General features: G+C 45.3%; 17 protein-coding genes. 3 read left to right on the forward strand and 14 right to left on the reverse strand.

Annotated elements, in window-relative coordinates:
• Positions 1–15: 15 nt before the first annotated feature.
• The 8 genes from MKY85_RS25355 to MKY85_RS25390 all read right to left on the reverse strand — a co-directional run bounded on the left by MKY85_RS25355 (position 16) and on the right by MKY85_RS25390 (position 9,885).
• Entirely contained in the window at positions 16–354 is a 339-nt protein-coding gene (locus MKY85_RS25355; protein ID WP_036606989.1) for an STAS domain-containing protein, read from the reverse strand.
• A gap of 86 nt (positions 355–440) precedes the next feature.
• Positions 441–2,117 (reverse strand): response regulator, encoded by a 1,677-nt coding sequence (locus tag MKY85_RS25360; protein WP_342571067.1) that lies wholly within the window; start codon positions 2,115–2,117, stop codon positions 441–443.
• 16 nt (positions 2,118–2,133) lie between these two features.
• The gene (locus tag MKY85_RS25365; protein ID WP_017692270.1) at positions 2,134–3,006 is read right to left on the reverse strand and encodes a protein-glutamate O-methyltransferase CheR; all 873 of its coding nucleotides are present in this window, start codon (positions 3,004–3,006) and stop codon (positions 2,134–2,136) included.
• A gap of 86 nt (positions 3,007–3,092) precedes the next feature.
• A complete protein-coding gene (locus tag MKY85_RS25370) occupies positions 3,093–6,818 on the reverse strand; it encodes a response regulator (RefSeq protein WP_342571068.1) in 3,726 nt (1,241 codons plus the stop codon).
• On the reverse strand, positions 6,815–7,984 hold the full coding sequence (locus tag MKY85_RS25375; protein WP_342571069.1) for a fused response regulator/phosphatase: 1,170 nt from the start codon (positions 7,982–7,984) through the stop codon (positions 6,815–6,817). Before MKY85_RS25375 ends, MKY85_RS25370 begins: the two co-directional genes overlap by 4 nt.
• 350 nt (positions 7,985–8,334) lie before the next feature.
• Positions 8,335–8,679 carry a general stress protein gene (locus tag MKY85_RS25380; RefSeq protein WP_124118114.1) on the reverse strand — a complete coding sequence of 115 codons (345 nt, stop codon included), beginning with the start codon at positions 8,677–8,679 and terminating at the stop codon, positions 8,335–8,337.
• Positions 8,680–8,773: 94 nt separating this feature from the next.
• Positions 8,774–9,307 (reverse strand): hypothetical protein, encoded by a 534-nt coding sequence (locus MKY85_RS25385; RefSeq protein ID WP_339237732.1) that lies wholly within the window; start codon positions 9,305–9,307, stop codon positions 8,774–8,776.
• Between the two features lie 68 nt (positions 9,308–9,375).
• Positions 9,376–9,885 carry a DUF948 domain-containing protein gene (locus MKY85_RS25390; RefSeq protein WP_339257411.1) on the reverse strand — a complete coding sequence of 170 codons (510 nt, stop codon included), beginning with the start codon at positions 9,883–9,885 and terminating at the stop codon, positions 9,376–9,378.
• Between the two features lie 219 nt (positions 9,886–10,104).
• Here MKY85_RS25390 and MKY85_RS25395 point away from each other — a divergent pair, with 219 nt between their 5' ends.
• Positions 10,105–10,269: a DUF1328 domain-containing protein gene (locus MKY85_RS25395; RefSeq protein ID WP_017692264.1), complete on the forward strand. Its 165-nt coding sequence runs from the start codon at positions 10,105–10,107 to the stop codon at positions 10,267–10,269.
• Positions 10,270–10,642: 373 nt separating this feature from the next.
• Complete coding sequence (locus tag MKY85_RS25400; RefSeq protein ID WP_339237736.1) at positions 10,643–11,152, forward strand: hypothetical protein; 510 nt, start codon at positions 10,643–10,645, stop codon at positions 11,150–11,152.
• Positions 11,153–11,243: 91 nt separating this feature from the next.
• Here MKY85_RS25400 and MKY85_RS25405 read toward each other — a convergent pair whose 3' ends face one another.
• Positions 11,244–12,131 carry a cation diffusion facilitator family transporter gene (locus MKY85_RS25405; RefSeq protein WP_339237738.1) on the reverse strand — a complete coding sequence of 296 codons (888 nt, stop codon included), beginning with the start codon at positions 12,129–12,131 and terminating at the stop codon, positions 11,244–11,246.
• 289 nt (positions 12,132–12,420) lie between these two features.
• Here MKY85_RS25405 and MKY85_RS25410 point away from each other — a divergent pair, with 289 nt between their 5' ends.
• On the forward strand, positions 12,421–12,609 hold the full coding sequence (locus MKY85_RS25410; RefSeq protein WP_017692261.1) for a hypothetical protein: 189 nt from the start codon (positions 12,421–12,423) through the stop codon (positions 12,607–12,609).
• A gap of 114 nt (positions 12,610–12,723) precedes the next feature.
• Here MKY85_RS25410 and MKY85_RS25415 read toward each other — a convergent pair whose 3' ends face one another.
• The 5 genes from MKY85_RS25415 to MKY85_RS25435 all read right to left on the reverse strand — a co-directional run bounded on the left by MKY85_RS25415 (position 12,724) and on the right by MKY85_RS25435 (position 21,500).
• Positions 12,724–14,349 (reverse strand): ATP-binding cassette domain-containing protein, encoded by a 1,626-nt coding sequence (locus MKY85_RS25415; protein ID WP_091038559.1) that lies wholly within the window; start codon positions 14,347–14,349, stop codon positions 12,724–12,726.
• A 215-nt stretch (positions 14,350–14,564) separates the two neighbouring features.
• A complete protein-coding gene (locus MKY85_RS25420; protein WP_339257413.1) occupies positions 14,565–15,614 on the reverse strand; it encodes an MBL fold metallo-hydrolase in 1,050 nt (349 codons plus the stop codon).
• Positions 15,615–15,891: 277 nt separating this feature from the next.
• Positions 15,892–16,926, reverse strand: a complete 1,035-nt coding sequence (locus MKY85_RS25425; protein ID WP_339257415.1) for a cytochrome d ubiquinol oxidase subunit II — start codon at positions 16,924–16,926, stop codon at positions 15,892–15,894.
• A complete protein-coding gene (locus MKY85_RS25430) occupies positions 16,923–18,269 on the reverse strand; it encodes a cytochrome ubiquinol oxidase subunit I (protein ID WP_342571070.1) in 1,347 nt (448 codons plus the stop codon). Before MKY85_RS25430 ends, MKY85_RS25425 begins: the two co-directional genes overlap by 4 nt.
• Positions 18,270–18,653: 384 nt before the next feature.
• Positions 18,654–21,500 carry an ATP-binding protein gene (locus tag MKY85_RS25435; RefSeq protein ID WP_342571071.1) on the reverse strand — a complete coding sequence of 949 codons (2,847 nt, stop codon included), beginning with the start codon at positions 21,498–21,500 and terminating at the stop codon, positions 18,654–18,656.
• Between the last annotated feature and the right edge of the window lie 200 nt (positions 21,501–21,700).

A 21,700-nucleotide genomic window follows, 5' to 3' on the forward strand; every position in this document is an offset into this window, starting at 1 on the left:
TTTTTCGATCCTTTCCTATTGGGAATTCTTCTGAGTGACAAAGAATTTGGCGATGCCCGTCATGTCAAAAAGTTTCTGAATTTGCGCAGGAACTTCCTGTACTTCGAAGCGAGCTTCCATTCCATGTCTTGCCTTCAAAACAGATAACAGGATACCAATCCCTGTACTATCGATATACTTCAGTTCTTTCATGTTGATCACGAGATCCTGTTCCTTGTTATCCACCAGCGGCTCCATTACCAAGCGGAAGTCAGGAGCAACCGACAAATCCAGTTCGCCAGTCAGATACACCGTGCACACGCCGTCCTGTGTTTCAGTTCTTGCATTGAATTTTTCATTTTTGTTTGTATTCATTAGACATCTCTCTCCTGATCAATGGTTTCCTTACCTAATAACCCAACTTCAGCACGAGTGAAACAAAAAGGAGTTTGGAAATTGTTTCAATTGGCCTGATTCATAGCAGAAGGGCCTGAATTTAGCCTTTTTCGTTGTTTCTGAAACTGGGCTATTTTCTGTTTTACATTGCCCATTTTGACTGGTTTACTAATATAATCATCCATACCTGCAGCCATACAGCGTTGCTGAATACCTTCCATCACGTTCGCAGTCATAGCTATAATGACCGGCTGATCGGACGGGGACAGACTTTCTCGAATCCGCCGTGTACATTCCAAACCGTCCATAACAGGCATCTGCAGATCCATGAACACATAGTCATAGGGAGACGGGCTACCCTTCACCATATCGAGTGCGCTCTGCCCATCTTCAGCAATGTCTGAGAGCAACCCAAGTTTACCGAGCATAATCGACATCAACTTCTGGTTAATCGGATGATCATCCACAATTAATACCGTTGGGTGTTTGTTCTCATTTTTCACATCCGTCAGCTTCTCTTCCCCATTCATCTGGACCAGTTCAGTTTCGACATAGCGTTTTGCCTGAATGGTAAATACAAACGTCGCTCCCCGTTGCTCTGTTGTATCCAGATAGATCTGTCCACCCATCATTTCAACCAGAGTCTTGCAGATTGCCAATCCCAAGCCAGTTCCACCGTATTTACGTGTCATTGATGTATCCAGCTGGGAAAACGGCTGAAACAGGCGGTCAACTTTGTCTGAAGCGATACCTATCCCGGTGTCTTTAACAGCAAACTCCAATGCCAGGTGTCCATCCTTTTCTTCCTTAACAGACACGATCAGATACACTCCACCGTGATCAGTAAATTTAATCGCATTGGCAATAAGATTCAACAGAACCTGACGCAACCTCGCCATGTCTCCGTAAATTAATTCAGGAACAGAATCTTCCAGGAAATAATCCAGTTCCAGATTCTTTTTGCCTGTTTCAGCAGCGAATAATCCCAGCACTTCACGGATACAGGAGACGATTTCAAAAGGATGCTCTTCCAGTTCCATTTTGCCGGATTCCATTTTGGTGAAGTCGAGAATGTCGTTGATGACCGTGACGAGTGCATCCGCACTGCGACGAACGATGTCTGCGTATTCTTTCTGATCGTCCTTCAGTTCCGTCTCCATCAGCAGATCCACCATACCGATGACACCGTTCATCGGGGTACGAATCTCATGGCTCATCATCGCCAGGAATTCGGTCTTCGCATTCGCTGCAATCTCCGCTTCTTCCTTGGCCTGAATGAGTTGTTGATTCATCTTCTCCAATTCCTGTGTCTTCTGGTGAAGCAGCATCGTCTGAGTCTTCAGTCGTTTATTGGTGATAAACATCTCCACAAATCCCTCGATTTTGGATTTCAAAATCTGAGGAATAAATGGTTTAACCATGTAATCAATGGCCCCGGCTGAATATCCGGCAAACAAATGCTCCGCTTCTCTGCTATTCGCAGAGATGAATATAATCGGCACATCCTTGGACTTGTCCCGTGCCTTAATTAATTTTGCTGTCTCAATTCCGTCCATTCCAGGCATCTGCACATCGAGAACGATAACCGCAAATTCGTCTTTTAGCAGACAGCGGAGTGCCTCTTCTCCAGAAGTTGCCTTAACGAGTTTATATTGTTCCGATTCCAGAACTGCTTCAAGAGCAAGCAAGTTCTCAGGGCGGTCATCTACCAATAATATGTGGATTGGTTCATTGAGCCCCATGGCTAACCCTAACCCCCTATTTGATCTTCCGGTATATTTTTTCGGTCCGGTCTAACGGCTCATAGGTATCACTGAACTCTGTAAAATGTATCGATTCTTTCGACCCCAGAACCAGAATACCAAAGTGGCTCAAGCTCTCATGAAACAGCCCATGCACATGGTTCCGCAGTTCATCATTAAAATAAATCATAACATTTCGGCAAAAGATAACATTAAACTCGTTAAATGACCGGTCTGTTGCCAGATTATGCTCGGCGAAAATGATGTTCTTCCTTAAAAAAGGATGAAATATCACCGAATTGTATTTCGCTGTATAGTACTCGGAGAAGGCTCTGGTACCCCCTGCCTCCAAATAATTTGTAGTAAATAGTTTCATCTTCTCAATACCGTATACGCCTTCTTTGGCCTGTTGCAGAGAGCGATCATTCATATCCGTTGCGTAGATTCTCGCCTTGTCATACAGTCCTTCCTCATGCAACATGATGGCCATGGAATAGACTTCCTCTCCGGTAGAGCAACCCGCATGCCATATTCGGATATACGGGTAGGTTCTCAGGATAGGAATAATCTTTTCCCGAAACATTCGGAAAAGCGAAGGATCTCGAAACATTTCCGTTACAGGGATGGATAAGTTCTGTACAAAACGGTCAAACGCGGAACGGTCATGAAGAACGCGCTCCTGCAAGCCGGATATGCTCTTAACACCTTCAGCATGTGCATGATGCCAGATTCTTCGTTTCAGGGACGGCAGTGCATAGTTTCTAAAATCATATCCATATAAACGGTGCATGCCTTCCAACAGCAACTCAATCTCGATCAGCTCGCGCTCTTCATCTTGCGGCATACGGACCAAATCTGCCCCCGTCTCGGTAGGTTCCCACGGTGTCATAAATTCTCTCCACTTCTTCATTTGTTACTTGCGTATTCGTCGTATTGTCTTTCATTACCCAAACAATGAACATACGAATAATGAACTTACGAATACAGCCATACGCGCATTAAGGATAACAATTGATCTGTCTGGATCGGTTTTTTCACATAATCAGATGCTCCGGCCTCAATACATTTGCCGCGATCCTCTTTCATGGCTTTCGCCGTGAGCGCAATAATAGGCAACTTTTCAAACTGCGGGATCTGTCTGATTCGTGTCATCGCTTCATAACCGTCCATTTCTGGCATCATCATATCCATCAGTACCAGATCAAATTCCGGATTTTTCTCTAAAATCTCCAGAGCCTCACGGCCATTTTCTGCAAATGTTACATCCATTCGATAGCCTTCAAGGACACTTGAAAGAGCAAATACATTACGGATATCGTCATCTACAAGCAATATCTTTTTGCCTTCAAACAACGTTTCCTTGTTGTGTAACTTCTGCAAGATGCGACGCTTGTCTTCCGGCAGATTGGCTTCTACCCGGTGCAGGAACAATGTGGTTTCGTCCAGCAGACGTTCCGGTGACTTCACATCCTTGATAATGATGGATTCCGCATATTTGCGCAGCTTCATTTCTTCCTTGGAATCCAGTTCTTTGCCTGTATAAATTATAATCGGCAGATCGTTCAGATATTCATCATCCCGAATCTGGTCGAGCAACTCAAAACCGGTCATATCCGTTAACATCAGATCCAGTACCATGCAGTCATAACGCTGGCTGTGTAATTCATTCAATGCCTCGCTACCTGTGGATACTGCTGTAATTGCAACATCGTCATGACCAATCAATTCAATAATGGCTTTACGCTGAATTTCATCATCTTCCACAATCAACAGTCGTTTCAACTGATTCTCGGTATAGGATTTGATATGCGAGAAAGCCTTATCCAGTGAATCCTTGCTTGAAGGTTTTTTCAGATACGCAATGGCGCCCATCATCAAACCTTGCTTCATATCATCAATGACTGAGATGACATGTACCGGGATGTGACGTGTTGCCGAACTGCTCTTCAGTTCACCCAAAATGGTCCAACCGTCCATAACAGGCAGTTGAATATCAAGGATGATGGCATCCGGCAGATACTGACGGGCCATGTCCAGACCTTTATCCCCTTGAAGGGCAACAAGTGCTTTGAATCCTCTTCCTCTCGCCATATCCATCAAAATATGTGCAAAGTTCACATCATCCTCAATGATAAGAAGGATTTTGTCACCTTCCATGAGATTCTCCCGATCATCTTCGATCTGCGTGACATCCGGAGTATGGCTAGGAGACAGATCTGTACCCACGCTTCGCTCCGGATCAGGAGATAGGATGGACTGATGACTTGAGAGCATGGTCCGTGTTTCGAAGGATTGTTCATAAAGCTCCTCTGAGGATACAGCTGCTTCTTTTGAAGCCCCTTCCTCCGCCAGTGCTTCCTCTTCATGATTATCCGGCAGGTACAAGGTAAAGCAGCTACCCTCGCCTTCGGAAGATTCCACCTGTATTGCGCCACCAAGCAAACGTGCCAGCTCCCTGCTAATGGACAATCCCAGGCCAGTTCCACCGTATTTGCGACTTGTGGTCCCATCTACCTGCTGGAATGCTTCAAAGATCAGATCCGTCTTGTCCGAAGGAATGCCAATGCCCGTATCTTTCACACTGAATCCGAGATATTCCTGATTGGTGTTCATATATCCCGGGAGTTCTTCCGGTTTCATCCGTCGTCCAATCAGACTAACCGAACCACGATTGGTAAACTTAAATGCGTTCGATAACAAGTTCCGCAAAATCTGTTTGACACGATGACTGTCTGTGTACACCCATTCCGGTAAGTCGCTGTCGAATTCGATGTTCAAGTTCAGCTCTTTTTTATTTGCCATCGGTCCAAAGTTTTGCTGAACAAAGCTGGTCAGCTCTTCCATTCGAACCGTCTCATAATTGATATCCATCTTACCAGCATCCACTTTGGACAGGTCCAGAATCTCATCAATCATCTTCAGCAGATCCGCACCCGACATGTAGATGGTTTGGGCATATTCCTGCTGTTTATCAGTCAGGTTTCCACCCTTGTTCTCCGACAATAGCTGAGACAAAATGAGCAGACTATTCAGTGGTGTACGAAGTTCATGTGACATATTCGCCAAAAATTCGGACTTATACTTGCTTGTCATCGACAGTTGCGTAGCTTGTTGTTCCAACTGTGTCTTCGTTTTCTCAATTTCGTCATTTTTCTCTTCAACTTCACGTACCTGCTCTTCAAGTGCCCGCGTTTTGGCAATAAGCTCCGTGTTGTAATGCTCCAGTTCTTCTTGCTGACGCTGCAACAATTCCTCCGAGCGTTTAAGTGCTTCTGTCTGCTCCTCCAGATTCTCATTGGAGCGACGCAGTTCTTCCTGTTGTGTCTGCAGTTCTTCCGATTGAACTTGTAGTTCCTCTGTAAGTGCCTGGGATTCACGAAGCAGTTCCTCAACACGCAAACGACGACGAACGTTGTTCAAAATAACACCCAAGTTCATGATCAGTTGGGCAAACAATTGTCTATGCTGTTCATTGAACCCTTCAAAGGAAGCCAGTTCAACAACACCAATCAGTTCATCTTCAAACACGACAGGATAGATCATGATACCTGCAGCACGTGTTGAACCTGAAGCTGATCCAATATGCACATAATCCTCTGGCGTATTCTCCAGAATAATAGGCGTCATATCCAGTGCGGCCTGACCAATCAGGCCTTCACCGATTCGGTACATTTCCTTTCCAACGTCTTCGTTCTCTTCGAATGCATATGCACCGTAACGTCTCAATTCGTCGGGATGTTTCTCCTCATCAATCAGATAGACGACCCCCAATTGAGCACCAAGGACCGGTGTGAACTCGCTGATAAACATTTGTGAGATTTGACGAATGGAGCCAATTCCACGAAGTAGCTCAGGAACTCTTGCGATGTTGGAGTTCATCCAGTTTTGATCCTGCTGAGCCTGTACGTAAGCCTTCTCGACTTCCAGTTTTTCTTCTAGATCACTGGACACATCTTTGAAAACACTGGCGATCTGACCAATTTCATCAGTGGATTTGACCTGAATACGCCGAATGGTACGGTAACGACCTTTACCGAAACTGGTAATCATCATGGATACCGTATTCAACCCTCGGGTGATGCTTGGCAGCACCCACATGATCACTCCCAGAGCAAGCAACAATCCCGCAATCATGATGCTTATCGTAATCTGCACTGCTCTTGTATACGCTGCGTTAGCGTTCTTGATCTCGGCATCAATCTCTTGATCCTGATATCGGGAGAGGGCATTCAAACTATCTACGGCTTCTTTCTGCACCGCGAGCCCTGTTGAATTGCGGTAGTTATTTGCATCTTCCGCCCTTCCTTGAGACATCAGGCTAATCTGTTTCGTGGCATAGTCTGTATACGCGCCCCATGCAGTATTCACACGATCCACCAACTGATGTTCAGGTGCACTGTCCGCACGGTTTCTTACCTCTGCGAGGTAACCATCTCCCCGATCTTTCATGTCTTTCAGGTCACCGTCCGCAGCAGCAGTCGAATTATTGGGATTCAACAACAAGTTAGCCAGCACTTTAGCAATGTCATTAACCTCTCCGCGCGCTGCTGAAGTGAACCGTACTTTGAGATAACGTTCCTGATACATCTGATCAATCTGTTGATTACTGCTGTTTAGCCGTTCATAACTCACAAACGTGAGCACGATCAAAATAGCCATCAGAGCGGTAAATCCAACCAGCAGTTTATTTCTGATCTTCATTCAGTATCCGCTCCTTTTTCCAGCGTAATCCAGACCAGACACTTGTCATCATCACGTTCCTGTGATATCTCGTCGTCAAAAAACAGTGCCTGCATGGCATCTTCATTCCATTGATGTGAACCGCTCAGTTTTTCGACCAGGAATTCATGTTGTTCCTCCTGCCCACCCTGAACAGTTTCCAATAAGCCATCTGTATAAAGCGCAATATGTCCATCGCCCTCGTAATGGATCGTTTGTGGCTCAATATCCATTTTGTCAAATAAACCAACAGGACAGCAGACGCTGTCAAAAGTAGTGACACTGCCGTCATCTCGGAAGAATAATGCAGGCGGATGCCCTGCGTTGACATAATCAATACGCTTCATCCGTGTATCCACAACCAGGTAAATTGCGGTGAAATAGTACTGTACCAATTGTTTCCCTAAATGGAGCTGATTGAAGCGACGGTTCAACTCCTGAATAACCTTCTCTGGATCGACGTAGGTGGTCACTGTATCTTTCAAGACAGAAGCGATAAACATCGTAAACAGGGATGAAGATATTCCATGTCCCATCATGTCGAGCAACAATACACCATAACGCCCTTCCCCGAGCGGATACCATGAATACAGGTCACCTGCAAGCTCAAAAGAAGGTTTATAGATGGCATGCACTTGGAACAACGGGTCCCTAATTGCCGGACTTAATACAGCATTTTGAACCATTGCTGCCAACTTGAGTTCATCCTGAATACGTTGATCTCGCTCTTTATGCCAATCCTTCTCCTGTTTCAAACGAAGTGCGAGTCGAATTCTGGCCATCAGTTCGACTTTATTAATCGGTTTGGTCACATAGTCAGATGCACCTGCATCCAATGCTTCGGCAAGTTTCTTGGAGTCCCCGATGGCAGTCACCATAATAATCGGTATATCCTTCAAATTTTCAAATTTTTGCACAATACTGCAGGCTTCGATACCGTCCATCTCGGGCATCATCATATCTAGCAAAATCAGGTCAATATCCGACGGTCTTGGACGAAGTTCGTTGCTTTCCTCCCCAATTCCCAACACTTCAAACATTTCCATGGCGGAACTCGCCGTTACAATGTCACGATAGTTCTCTTTTTTCAGAATTTCTCGAATGATAATGACATTCGTCGGATTGTCGTCAACAATAAGTATTCTCATTGATATCTCCTTATCTGTGGCGTCCGGGTTTGTCGATTCTTATTAGGTAAAAACGAACGTTAATTATACAAATTTTTCATACAAAACGGCAGTAGACATAATAATTCCTAGTATAACTATAATCGTAAAAACAAAAAAACTCTATCAGTAAATGGCACCATCACGGGTAATCTTCACCGCTTTTCGCCCTGTTTTTGCAGCGTCCTGATCCCGCTTCCAAACTTGCAAAAACATAGATAAGGAATGGGGAAAGCCCCATTCCTTATCTATGTTTTTGATTAAGCATTTTACCTAAGTGATTCAGAAGTTTGTCCATGTTCAGCAAACTTCAACTTGTACCGCTATATGGATCAATCTTTCTTTTTAGCAATGACGAGTACTTTACCTTTATCCAACTCACTCTCGTAAAAGTCAGCTTCGGCTTCAGTAAAGCCCATCGAAACAATTTTGGCCCGGAGTTCATCACCGCGTGAGCGGAACAGATTCGCCATGGAATCAAATACGCCTTCTTCCTTTATGCCAATTTCTTTGGCATCTGCTGTATCGGCAATTCGATCTGTACGATCCTTCTCATGGGCGAGAACAAAGATATGATCAGCAAGGTATCCGGTAATCTGCAATTCTTTCACCGCTTCTACCGCTTGGACTCCGTTTTCTACCACTTTAGCATAAGCTTGCTCATTGGTTGAATTCATCGTTTACACTCTCCTCTGATTTAATCTTCTGTATCGAGCTACTTAGTATATAACCATACAATTTGGGATTGAAACGATTTGGTATGAACCAATATCAGGATACGGTATCATCAAAAAGATCAATGCCATCAATCTGGCTAGAGCCTGACTTCATATATACCTTTAGCGCCTGATCTCCACGGAGAAATACTTCTCCGTCCTCGGCCACATAGTATGGTTTCCCAAGAGCATGATGGATCGCTTCAATCTTCATCTCGATCCTCTCTCCGTTTAACATGATGTGATCTTCAGATGCATCGATATGCACATATTGAATGACATCTGTATCTTCACACAAGCCAACTTTCACATCACGAAAGTGATATTCAGGACATCCCAGATAAGGATCTTCCTGTTTATACACCGCCTGGCCCTTCTTGGCCGACAAGTCATCTATGGTGTCATCCAAAGAAATGCCATTCAGAGTCCGAAAATGCTGGAAAGTCTCGGATCGATCAACAGCCAGAGTTACCTCTGACGCCTTCTCCTCCATTGCCGTCCATTGCATATCGTGAGCAGCGGGTACCGCTGCCGGTTGAACGGAAAAGGGAGAAATTACGCTAAACATCACAAGCAGTAGTTTCATCATGATTCTCACCCTTTCATCAGGTTCATCACCGCTCTGAAGGTTTCTTCATGGATTACAAAGCGATCATGTTATTTACGCATTCGTTGCCATACATTCGCGGCAACATCGACATACTTCATCCAGTTCTTCCCGCCCTTAGCATCACCATTATATGTAGCTTCATAGGATTGCAAGGTACGATCCGTTGATGTAGCAGGTGGTGCCGTTACATGAGACGGTTCAGCGTGCGTTTTATCTTCGGCATGGTTTCGTTTCGTCTGAAATCTGGCCATCAGCGTCGTGGAGACTTGTTTGGCTGCCGCCGTCACTTCATTCAACACTTCACCAAGATTCTCAACAGATTCCATCACAGGATCAATTTTTTTCATTTTGTGCTGGACATCCACCGTAATATCATTGGCGTGTCTTACCGTTTGCTTCACTTCATAACTAAGTTCATCAATGGTCTTCTGTACCTCCTGCAATGTCTGTGAGACATTGTCCAAGGAACCCTGAGCGGATTTCAAGGTACGAATTAAAAAGAAAACAAGGACTGCAAATGCCACTGCAATCAGGGCCACGCTAATTTGATAGATCATAGAAGAACCTCACTTTCCATATGTGCATCAGTTTGTTATTGCTATAGTTACCCGGCGTTTTCCCGGACGAAACAAAATTTCATGTTACTTCAAATATGCTCACGCTTGGAAAAAAAACCAATGTTTCAACTGGATAGCCCTCGGTTAAAGTTAGACTACACAGGGCGGTGAGGTGAACACAACTCACTCCACAATCAAGTAACGAAAGGATGAAACCTTATGTTGAAATGGTCTGTATTATTTCTAATTATTGCACTGGTCGCAGGTATTTTTGGATTCTTCGGTATTGTTGAAGCAGCTGCTTCAATCGCGAAAGTACTCTTCTTCATCTTTGTTGTACTGTTCGTCATCTCCCTCATTACGGGACGCAGCCGAATGCGATAAACTCAGCTCTAATTGGACTGAGTCATATTAACGAATACATACAAAAGCCGATCGTGCTACCAAGCCGATTGGCTTTTGTGCGTTTTTTAGACATAGGTCAACTTTTCTATATTATGTATTGCACTCCCTCCTGCTTTATTCCGAACTGCACTCCCATGAATTCCATAAAATTAGGACTTATTTGAGATAGCCAACCCGGTTTTATCCCACCGAAGTATGATATTTACAGGCTTGCTATATACCCACATATGCGCCAGTTGACACTGGAGAATGCAAGAAAATATTGTTATAATTTGTGATTCATAAGGTAGCTCGCTTGGTTACTTTTAACACAGGACAACAAATTACATACCTAACCGAGGAGGAAAAACAAATGAAAAAAATCGTAAGTTTTGCCGCTGCTTTAACGTTGATGGGTTCGATGGCTGCCGCTGCTGGTGCTGAGGAAGCGGTTACCGGAACGGTGACTCCCGAAAATGGAACAGAAGCTACAACAACGACAACAACTCCGGCTGTTGAAGTGAACAAACCTGCTGTAGACACCGTAGAAGGTACTGCTGAGACAGTAACCGGTACAACAACAGACACTACAGGTGCAACAGGTACTTCGACAACAACTGAAACTCCAGCTACAACTACAGATGATAAAATGTTTGAAGAGCCACTTGTAAAACCAGGCGATGAAGTTCTGGCACCTACAATGTTGCTGAACCTTCTGGAGCGCACTTGGTTCTATGATGCACCTAACGGTAAACCAATCGGTGCATTGAGCTCCCAAGTCATCGATACAACAGGTGAAGTGGTTGACGGATTCGACGGTGGCGAGTGGGTGCAAGTGTACACTTGGAAAGGCAAAGCGTGGATTCACGTTGCCATCCAGTAACATCGTATAATCGTTCTAACGATAAGTAAAGAGGACAGCCCGCACAATCGCGGCTGTCCTCTTTTGATTTTCCAGGATGTTCACTCCCTGTTCAAGGGTTCCCTGTGACTTCTTCAGTCTTTGGTTCAACATGTACATGTACATGCATGATGTTATGCGATCGCTTCAGACGCTCTTCCACTCTGTCACAGATTTGATGGCCTTCAATCAAGGTTAGGCCTCCATCCACTTCGATAACCACATCCACAAGTACATGACTTCCATGCACACGTGCCTTGACATCCTTGATTTTCTCAACACCGGGAACACGAGCTACGGAGGATCTGAGATCCGTCAGCTCTTTTTGATCAAATCCATCGGTAAGACGATGGGTAGAATCCCGAAAAATCTCCCAAGCCGTCTTGCAGATTAACAGACCTACAGCAATGGCAGCTACTTTATCCAACCACGGGAGTCCGAACTGCGCACCTATAATTCCCACGGCAGCGCCTATGCTGACCCAGGCATCCGAACGATTATCTTTTGCCGCGGCCATCAGGGCCTGACTATTAATCTGTTTAGCCAGACGGTGATTGTAACGATACACGCCTAACATCACCACAGCACAGACTACAGCCACAGCTGCCGCCCAGAGGTTTGGAGCAACAAAGGCTCCCTCATACCAGGAGCGAACCGCTTCAACCAATACTTGCAGCCCAACCATAGCCATAATAAATGAAGCCACCAAAGCAGCAACAGTCTCCGCTCTAAAATGACCATAGGCATGATCCGAATCAGGTGGTTTCTGGGAGATCCGAAGCCCGATCAATACAGCAACAGATGCCACAATATCCGTAAGGTTATTAAAACCATCGGCCAACAAGGCGCTGGAAGCAAATACATATCCACAGATCAGCTTAAAGGCGGACAAGACGAGATAGGCTACAATACTAACCCAAGCCCCTCGCTCCCCTTTTCGAATTTCTTCATAAGCGTTCAACCGGGCGACACTCCTTTAACATTTCGTATTACGGTTTTTTCATGTTACCAAATGCGGAGCGTGTGGGTCTACAGAAACAGTGTTGCCAGGCTGCATTGCTGTAGGCAAGCCGAAACAAAGTTGCCAGACGGCAGGGCTGTAGTTAATGAGAAAGAATGTTGGCCTGGGTAAAACCAAAGGTTTTGAGCATTTTATCAGGTTGCCCTTGTGGGGCTTTTATAAAACGTATAAAATAGGTACATCCCGTCCAATCTGGACGGCTTACTGTAAGACCGGGAGGGAAATAACGATGAGCGAAAATAACGAACCGAAAAAGGTCAGTTTGCAGGATGCTATACGCCAAAAGCTGGCGCAAAAGAAAGAACAAGCAAATTCCGGTAACCAATCCAGCGCCTACTTTGAAGGCGGACCCAAAGCGATGAAGAGTCAAAACAACAAGAAGCCTAACAACCAACGTCGCCGTACTGGTGGATCTTAGGTCTTAAGGCCGCAGAGAAACCCATTAGCTTACAAAAAGAACCGCAAGCCCTCTTCACAGAGGCTTGCGGTTCTTTCGTGTTCCTATGAAAATGCGCCGTAGTTGATGCTTCGTTTAAGCTTCTACCGGATACATTTTATTGCGCAGTTCTTTGATTTCATCACTTTCCAGATACTCGTCATAGCTCATTTGGCGATCAATGATGCCATTCGGCGTAATTTCGATAATCCGGTTAGCAATGGTTTGAATGAACTGATGGTCATGGGATGTGAACAGCATAGTGCCGTCAAAATCAATCATACCATTGTTCAGCGCTGTGATGGATTCGAGATCCAAGTGGTTCGTAGGCTCATCCAGAATCAATGCGTTAGCACCCGTCTGCATCATTTTCGCCAGCATACAGCGAACTTTCTCTCCCCCGGAGAGTACACTTGCCTTTTTCAGGGATTCCTCACCAGAGAACAGCATACGTCCCAAGAATCCACGCAGATACGTTTCATCCTGATCTTTGGAATATTGACGGAGCCAATCCACGAGCGTCATGTCTACACCATCAAAATATTTGGAGTTGTCTTTCGGGAAATAAGCTTGAGTTGTGGTTACACCCCAAGTGTATTCGCCGCTATCCAATTCCGTTTCACCCATCAGAATGTCAAACAGTAGTGACTTGGCATTCCCGTTTGGTCCAACAAATGCAATTTTATCCCCTTTGTTCACGACAAAGCTGATATCATTCAGCATTTTTACACCATCAATGGATTTGCTGATGCGATCTACGGTCAACAATTGTTTACCGGCTTCACGCTCAGGCTTGAAGTTGATAAACGGATATTTACGGTTCGAAGGACGAAGGTCATCCAGCGTGATTTTGTCGAGTTGTTTCTTCCGGGAAGTTGCCTGTTTCGATTTCGAAGCATTCGCGGAGAAACGTTGAATAAAGGCTTGAAGCTCTTTAATCTTCTCTTCTTTTTTCTTGTTGGCATCACGTTGCAACGCAAGTGCCAATTGGCTGGACTCGTACCAGAAGTCATAGTTACCTACGTACAGCTGGATTTTACCAAAGTCGATATCCGCAATGTGCGTACATACTTTGTTCAGGAAGTGACGGTCATGGGATACCACAATAACAGTACCTTCATAGTCCATCAAGAAGTTCTCAAGCCATTGAATGGATTCGAGATCCAAGTGGTTGGTAGGCTCATCGAGCAACAGGTTGTTTGGACGACCAAACAATGCTTGTGCAAGCAGGACACGAACTTTTTCGTTACCACTTAGTTCATTCATTTTCTTATCGTGCATGTCACGGTCGATACCCAGACCGATCAGGAGTGCCGCTGCATCCGGCTCAGCATCCCAGCCATTAAGCTCTGCAAATTCACCTTCAAGCTCACCTGCACGCAGTCCGTCTTCTTCTGTGAAGTCTGCTTTGGCATACAGTGTATCTTTTTCTTTCATAATGGCATAGAGGCGACTATGGCCCATAATTACCGTTTCGAGAACCGGATACTCATCATATTCAAAGTGGTTTTGCTTCAAAACGGCCATACGTTCGCCCGGGGTGATGTGCACCTCTCCCGAGTTTGACTCAATTTCACCGGACAAAATTTTCAAAAATGTTGATTTGCCGGCTCCATTGGCGCCGATGAGGCCGTAACAGTTTCCTGGTGTGAATTTGATATTTACATCTTCAAAAAGTGCACGTTTTCCGTAGCGGAGCGTGATGCCGCTTGTACTGATCATTAAGCATACCATCCTTTATTGGTTAATCTGCATACTGCATGAATAGCAAGTTGCGTAAATCCTGGATTCAATATCCCGATGCCTATTCTGGCACCATATTATAACACAAAAAAGCGGCAAATTCGAAAATTGGCCGCTTTTTACTGATTAAAGACTTGGTAAAAATACTGTTCATGCGGGTATACCCCTACATTAACATATTTGGCTCCCTTTTGTTAGTCCTGTTTACCTTCTTCATGCCGAATGCGAAGCGTTTCGCCATGACCAAGCACCCGAATCCGCTCTTTACCAATGCCTAGCCGTTCACGTTCAACTTCCAGACGATCCAGTGCTTCCTTAGGCGTATCATCTGCCAGCTTGAATGTGCCGTAGTGCATGGGCACCATAAGCTGAGAGCCGGTTTCAACGAACCCCTGTAGTGCTTCTTCAGGTGTCACATGCTGAGAAGTCATGAACCATTCTGGATCGTAAGCACCGATGGGCATCAGGGTAATACCAATGTCAAAGCGCTCTCCAATCGTCTTAAACCCCTGGAAGTAACCTGTATCCCCTACAAAATACAACACAGGCGGGCCACCCGAATCTTTGGGTGATTTGTTCTTCCCTGATTCCGCCGTGGATGAATGATCCTGATCGCTCTTTGTTGCAGCACTTTCCGCTGCAGAGGTCGTCGCTAGATGATGCTGTTCCAACACATAACCGCCCCAGTGGGACGTATTGGTATCGAACAGCGTCCGGCGCGTCCAGTGCTGTGCAGGGACAAAGGTTATTTTGACTCCGCCGAGTGTAATATGTTCCCACCACTTCATCTCATGGCACCGATGGAAACCTTTGCGAATCATCTTGCGCTTCAGACCATCAGGTACGATCAGCAATGTCTTGGCGGTAATCAGCTTCCGTAGGGAAGCCAGATGCAGATGATCATAGTGGGAATGGGATATCAGAATGACATCCAATGGTGGAATATCCTGAATCGGAATCCCCGGGGCACCGAGTCTTCGTTGAAATCCCATTTTTTCGGCCCACACCGGGTCAGTCACGATGTTCAATCCATAATATTGAATGAAAAACGTGGAGTGACCAATCCAGGTAATACTCGTGTCCTCCCGATTGGCATGCAGATAATCCAGTTCAGGCGGGTGTTTGGGCACGGTGTAGGAGTAGTCCTTCACTTTATTGCGCCGCTGCTCCCTCCATTGCTTGAATTCCTTCAGCGTTTTGTCCGTACTTACATTATCAATGTTGTTATAACGGATTTTAGGCATGAAAGGGTCATCCTCCCTTCCTGATTTCTTAACAACAGATTACCCCAAACGGGAATGCACGTACCAGTTAATCAATCCTTCGGATTTTTGCATACGGCTAGATATATGAACAGAAAGACAATCGCAGCCATAATGATAAGTGGCGGGGCATACATAATCGTGAATGTCTCAAAAAAACTCAACCCGGTTATACCGGGTATCCCCGTGACACCCTCAGAAGATAGTGGATACAGCAAGGGAGTCATAAGTAGGAACATGTTCAGCAGCATGAACAGACTCATCCTTTCTTTTTACCAGAATTACCACGTACATAATTGGCATCGAACAGGAACAGCTTCATAATCAGCACAAGCGACGGAATCAGCACGAGCAGCCCCAGGCTGAACGCCGTAATCAGTGCAATCCCCATCGTACGATTAGTAAAGCTGTCATAGATATTAATGTAGGGATACAGGATATACGGAAGGTGGGATCGCCCGTAACCATACCAGGCAAAGGCAAACTGAAGCATGACAGCGATAAAACACCAGCCCAGATATTTGCGTTTCCACACCAGCGACACCGCAATGACAAAGCAGATAAACGAAGCAATGAACATCCATGAGATATTCACCATCTGCTCAAAATGTGCGGGATTCTGTTTGTTAATCTGCAGAAATGCCAGAAAACTCGCAAAAATGGTGGGCAAGCTCCACAGCAATGCATACTCTCGAAGCACCTCAAATGCCGGCTCATCCCCTGCCCGTTTTGCATAATAGGAAAGAAACATCGCCGAGATGTACAGCACACTGACCAGTGCAAGCAAAACAACCGACCAGGTATAGGGATTCGTCAAAAATTCACGCCAGCGAAAAAACACCTCTTCGCCCACCTGCTCAATGATTCCACCCTCGGATATCGCCAAAATGGTGGAGAATACCGCCGGAATAAGCAAGCCCGTCGCTCCGTACAATGCCATGTAGATCCGGCTGTTCTGCCCATGGTTGCCATAAGTATTGTAGGCGTAATACACCCCCCGGATGGCAAGCAGTACAATGGCCAAAGAACCCGGCACCAGCAAGGCAGTCCCATAGTAGAAGGCGCTGTCCGGATAAAACCCGACCAATCCGACCACAAAAAAGATCAGAAACACATTCGTCACTTCCCACACGGGAGACAGGTAGCGCTGAATGATGTTATGAATTTTGTTCTCGTGCCCGGTCAAAATGCTGTAAAAGCTGAAGAACCCAGCACCAAAATCAATTGAAGCGACAATCAGGTAACCGAACAAAAACGTCCACAATATCGCAATGCCTGCAATTTCGAAACTCAATGCACGATCCCTCCTTCAAGCCCCAGAGACTCCAGTTCCTTCTCTGCTTCCTTGTTGCGGAACAGCTTGCTGAGCACTCGAATGCACGAGAAACATAGAATCAGATACAGTAAAATAAACAACACCAGCATCCATCCTACCGAAGTCGACGTCGTGGCTGCTTCCGACACCTTCATATACCCGCGTAAAATCCAAGGCTGTCTGCCAACTTCAGCGAACATCCACCCTAGCTCGATAGCAATCATGGCCAGAGGACCCAGCAAGACAATGCCGAGCAACAGCCATTTCGGATATGGCTTGCGCCCTGGCAACCACCGACGCAGTACATATAACACAGGAATCATCAGGATGATCACTCCGGTTGTGACCTTCAGGTCGAACATATAATGAATGGACAGTGGTGGCCTCAGATCCGCTGGATATTCTTCGAGACCTTTCACTTCCGTATCAGGACGATTCCCCGCCAAAATGCTAAGTGCATAAGGAATCTCAATGGCGTATTTTACTTCATTGTTCTCATCCAAAATGCCCCCATAGACAAGCGGTGCCTCTTTCATCGTCTTGAAATGCCATTCTGCGGCAGCCAGCTTCTCCGGCTGATATTTCGCCAGGAATTTACCGGAAGAGTCCCCGATCATGACGGTGCTGATGGCAAAGACAAGCGCAGATACCGTCGTGAGTTTTAGTGCTTTTTTGTAATACACATGATCCCGTCCCCGAAGCAAACTGAAGGCGGCTATCCCCGCCAGGATACCTGCACTCAGAGTGTAAGATGAGGCGAGTACATGGGACACCTTGGTTGGTGTTGCCGGATTCAACATGGCAGCAATCGGATGAATGTCCTTCATGATGCCATTAATCAGGGTGAACCCCTGAGGCTGATTCATGAAGGAGTTCACCGTCGTAATGAAAATCGCAGAGGCAGATGAACCAAGAGCTACCGGAATCAACAACAGCATATGCGTGTATTTTTTTTTGAAACGATCCCATGTATAGAGGTAAATTCCCAGAAAGATCGCCTCGATAAAAAAGGCAAACGTCTCCATAAACAGTGGCAGGGCAATGGCCTGACCCGCTACCCGCATAAACATCGGCCACAGCAGACTAAGCTGTAATCCGATCGAGGTGCCTGTAACGACACCAACGGCAACGGTGATGACAAAACCTCGTGCCCACCGACGTGCCAGCAAGGTGTAATGCATATCATTGGTTCGTAGTCCTCGCCACTCGGCCAAAGCAATCATAAGGGGAACGCCTACACCGATAGAGGCAAAAATAATGTGTACGAACAGGGTCAGGCCGGTTAGTATCCGGCTGAGCAAAACAGGGTCCAGGGATGACATGGTTACACTCCTCTTTCACATAATCGTTATGTACGACAGCAGTTACTCTGCTTGAACGTGTATCTCAATAACTCATGATTCGGATGATGCTTTTCACAACGGCATACAGCACAACCACAGCGGCAACCAGACAGACGATGATGAGTGTTTTCTCTTGTTTACGGAACATATTCCTGCCGTCCTCCTTTTGCATGGGATGCAAATTATGGCTCTATAGACAGTTTGCAAAAGAAGTTGTTTTTTTATCCGGGAAAATTGAAAAACAAAAAAAGCCTTTCCCTTTATCACGCTTGCGCGCTCAAGGGCAAAGGCTCTATTCCTAGGAATCATACTTAAATATGGATCATTAAGAAGTGAGACACATCTCTTCATCCATCATTGCATTCAAACCAATACATCCTGCTTGGGCAGTCGTACCTTGAACGTACTTCCCTTGCCCGGTGCAGATATAAAGGTCAGTGTTCCTTTGTGATCCTCTACAATTTTACGGGAAATGTACAACCCGATTCCTGTTCCACCAATCTGCCGATGATCCGAATTATCCACTCGATAAAATTTGTTGAATAACATGTCCTTCTCTTGCTCCGCAATCCCTATTCCATAATCACGGACATCAAGACATAGCCACTCCTCTTCTTCCCATAACGTAACATCGATGCGATCGGCTCCTGGAGAATACTTGACTGCGTTGCCCACCAGATTATGCAGAACCTGAACCATCCTGTTCTGGTCCGCGTAAGCAAAAAAGTCTCCATTAAACGTATGCACGTAGATTCGTTGGGCAGACTTCATATTCCACTGTTCAGCAACCCCTTCTACCAACTCAACCAGCGGTACATACGTCATATGGTAAGTCATGCCCTCATTATCGAGGCGCTGAATATCGAGTACATCATCGAGCAGACTGCTGAGCCGCTTGCCCTCGGAAGCGATCGTCTGCATGAATTCCTGCTGCTGAGCTGCTGGAAGGTCGTACATCATCATGAGTTCCACATACCCCATAATGGTGGCTACAGGCGTTCGAAGCTCATGAGATACCACGCTGATCAGTTCATTCTTCATCCGATCCAGCCGTTCTTCTCCCGTCCGGTCCCGGAAGACCAGCAGAAAGCCATGGTTTTTCCCCGGTACATCCATCTGCTTCATATATAACGAGAATACACTTTTCTCCGCATTGTTAAATATAAATTCAGTCTCAATAAATGCTGTTTCACCATCCAGAAATGCTTTGGTCTGTTCTAGCAGATTGAAATTATCCGTTAATACCATCGTATCAATCGCCTGCGCCAAATCTTCAATAGATCTGCCCAGAAAATCACCCAAACCAAACATCTCTTCGATCCTGCGGTTGACGATGGTTATGGTCCCTGATCGATCTGACATCACGAGCCCTTCCCGTACGGATTCAATAAATTGCTCACTGATATCTCGCTGTTCCTGAATGGCAATCTTTTCATTGAACAACTCCAGGTTCAGCTTCTCCAGCGCAAGAGCATGACGCACACGATCTTCTTCTGCTCTGGTCCGCTCCGTAATATCCTTGATAAACAAATTATATAACGTCTCATTCTTGCCAAGCTGAATTTCTACAATTTTATACTCAATCGGAAAGACCGAACCATCCCGGCGAATCCCTGAAATTTCATCTACGATCGTATATCTCTTACCTTCAACATAATCGAATCGCTCCAACAATTTCTTGATCTCGATGCAGCTTGCCCCCTGGAAAAGAGACGGTGCTTCCTTCTGTTGGATCACTTCTTCCCGACGTAACCCAAACATTCTTTCAGCCTCTGGATTAAACTCAACGATCTGTCCATTGGAGTCCACAGCGATAATGGCATCAATAGAGGATTCAATGATTGCACGTTTGACCTCTTCACTATTCTTGAGTTCCTTGGTGCGTTCTACGACCCTGTCCTCCAGCGTTAACTTGTCATGACGAATCTGTTCGAATTGTTCCAGCAGCACATCGGCCATTTTACGCAAATTACCAATCAGGATCTGTACTTCGGTTACATGGCTGGTAGGCCACTCCAGCTTCCCGTTTCGAAACAATATTCTGGGCAGAGAACCCGTCATTCTGGTCAGTCTTAACAGTGGGCTAACGACTTTTCTACTGAGAGGAGCCGCTACAATCATAGAAGCCACAATGATGATGAACAGGGATTGCAGCGTAGTCAGATATATCGATTCAATTCGGGGGTAATACTTGGACGAGTCAGTCACAATAAATACCCGATAAGGTGTTATATTTTTCATTTTTGCTTCGTAGATAAAGATGGCTTGTCTCCAATGATTCAATACATCGCTGTAATGGATATTAGCAGAACTTTTCAGCATGAGGTTATCCTTCGACTTCAGAATATTGAACCTGTCCATGTCCAGGTACCCACCAGGCTGAAGTGTATCTAAACCAGAAGCGATGACTGTATCATTCCGATCAAGCAGTATCACATTCACACCCAATAGATGATGATAACGCGCCATATTTTGTTCCATATTCTCGGATGTAACATACTCTTCATCAAGATCCTGTACAACCGCACTCGATGCGTATTTCATCTCACGTAATATGGCATCATTCATTTGACTCAACTGTCTTTGGCTATCGGCGGATAACAATACGAGAGAAACAAATACCACGAAGGCGACTACGTATTTAAACGCAATCCTTGTGAGTGGAATGGTTCCCGTGCGTTTTAATCTTTGCTCACCCATAGTGATCCAGAAATCCACCACAATACCTGCAATTAGAGCATTTACCATGCCAATCACGGCAATATACATATACTCATACTTCAAATCTTCTATACCCAAGCCCAACACATAATGTCCGCAATAGATAACCGGAAGTAACATCACTACCCAGAAGACAGCATTCGCCTTGATTAGGCTTCCGTTCTTCCAACGAATCTGCCAACCTAGCATCCAGAGCAATTCAATGAAATGCGCCATCATTACGGTTAAATTCCGTGGCTCGAAGCCGGCAATGATGTTATTCAACAGATGGATGACTGTAAAGGTGACCAATCCATAGATAGCCCCATGCAAACGAAGAGCAATGAGTACTGCTGCGCTGCCCACCATAATTTGCACACCATAGAATAACGTCAGTGGAAAAATAGTGCTTAGTGAGCCTAGCATAATTAGTATGTAGGTCCCAATCCAGGGAATCTGCAGCTTCGAGATCACCCAATCCAGCATCTGTATCTTCTTTATATGATCCATTAGCAGTTAACCTCATGAATCATTTTTTCTTCTGTTTTCAACAACAACGTTGGTTCCCCCTATAAACTTAAGCGGATACAATCTACATTTTTTCCCCTTAACTCGTTCTGATCTATTATACTGTAATTAGTAGTTGGTGTAGATTTGGGAAATTCTGAGTCATCGGCAACCTAATTGCATTCATGCTAAGATATTGAAGC

This window comes from Paenibacillus sp. FSL R5-0749 (assembly GCF_038595085.1).
Classification (GTDB): domain Bacteria; phylum Bacillota; class Bacilli; order Paenibacillales; family Paenibacillaceae; genus Paenibacillus.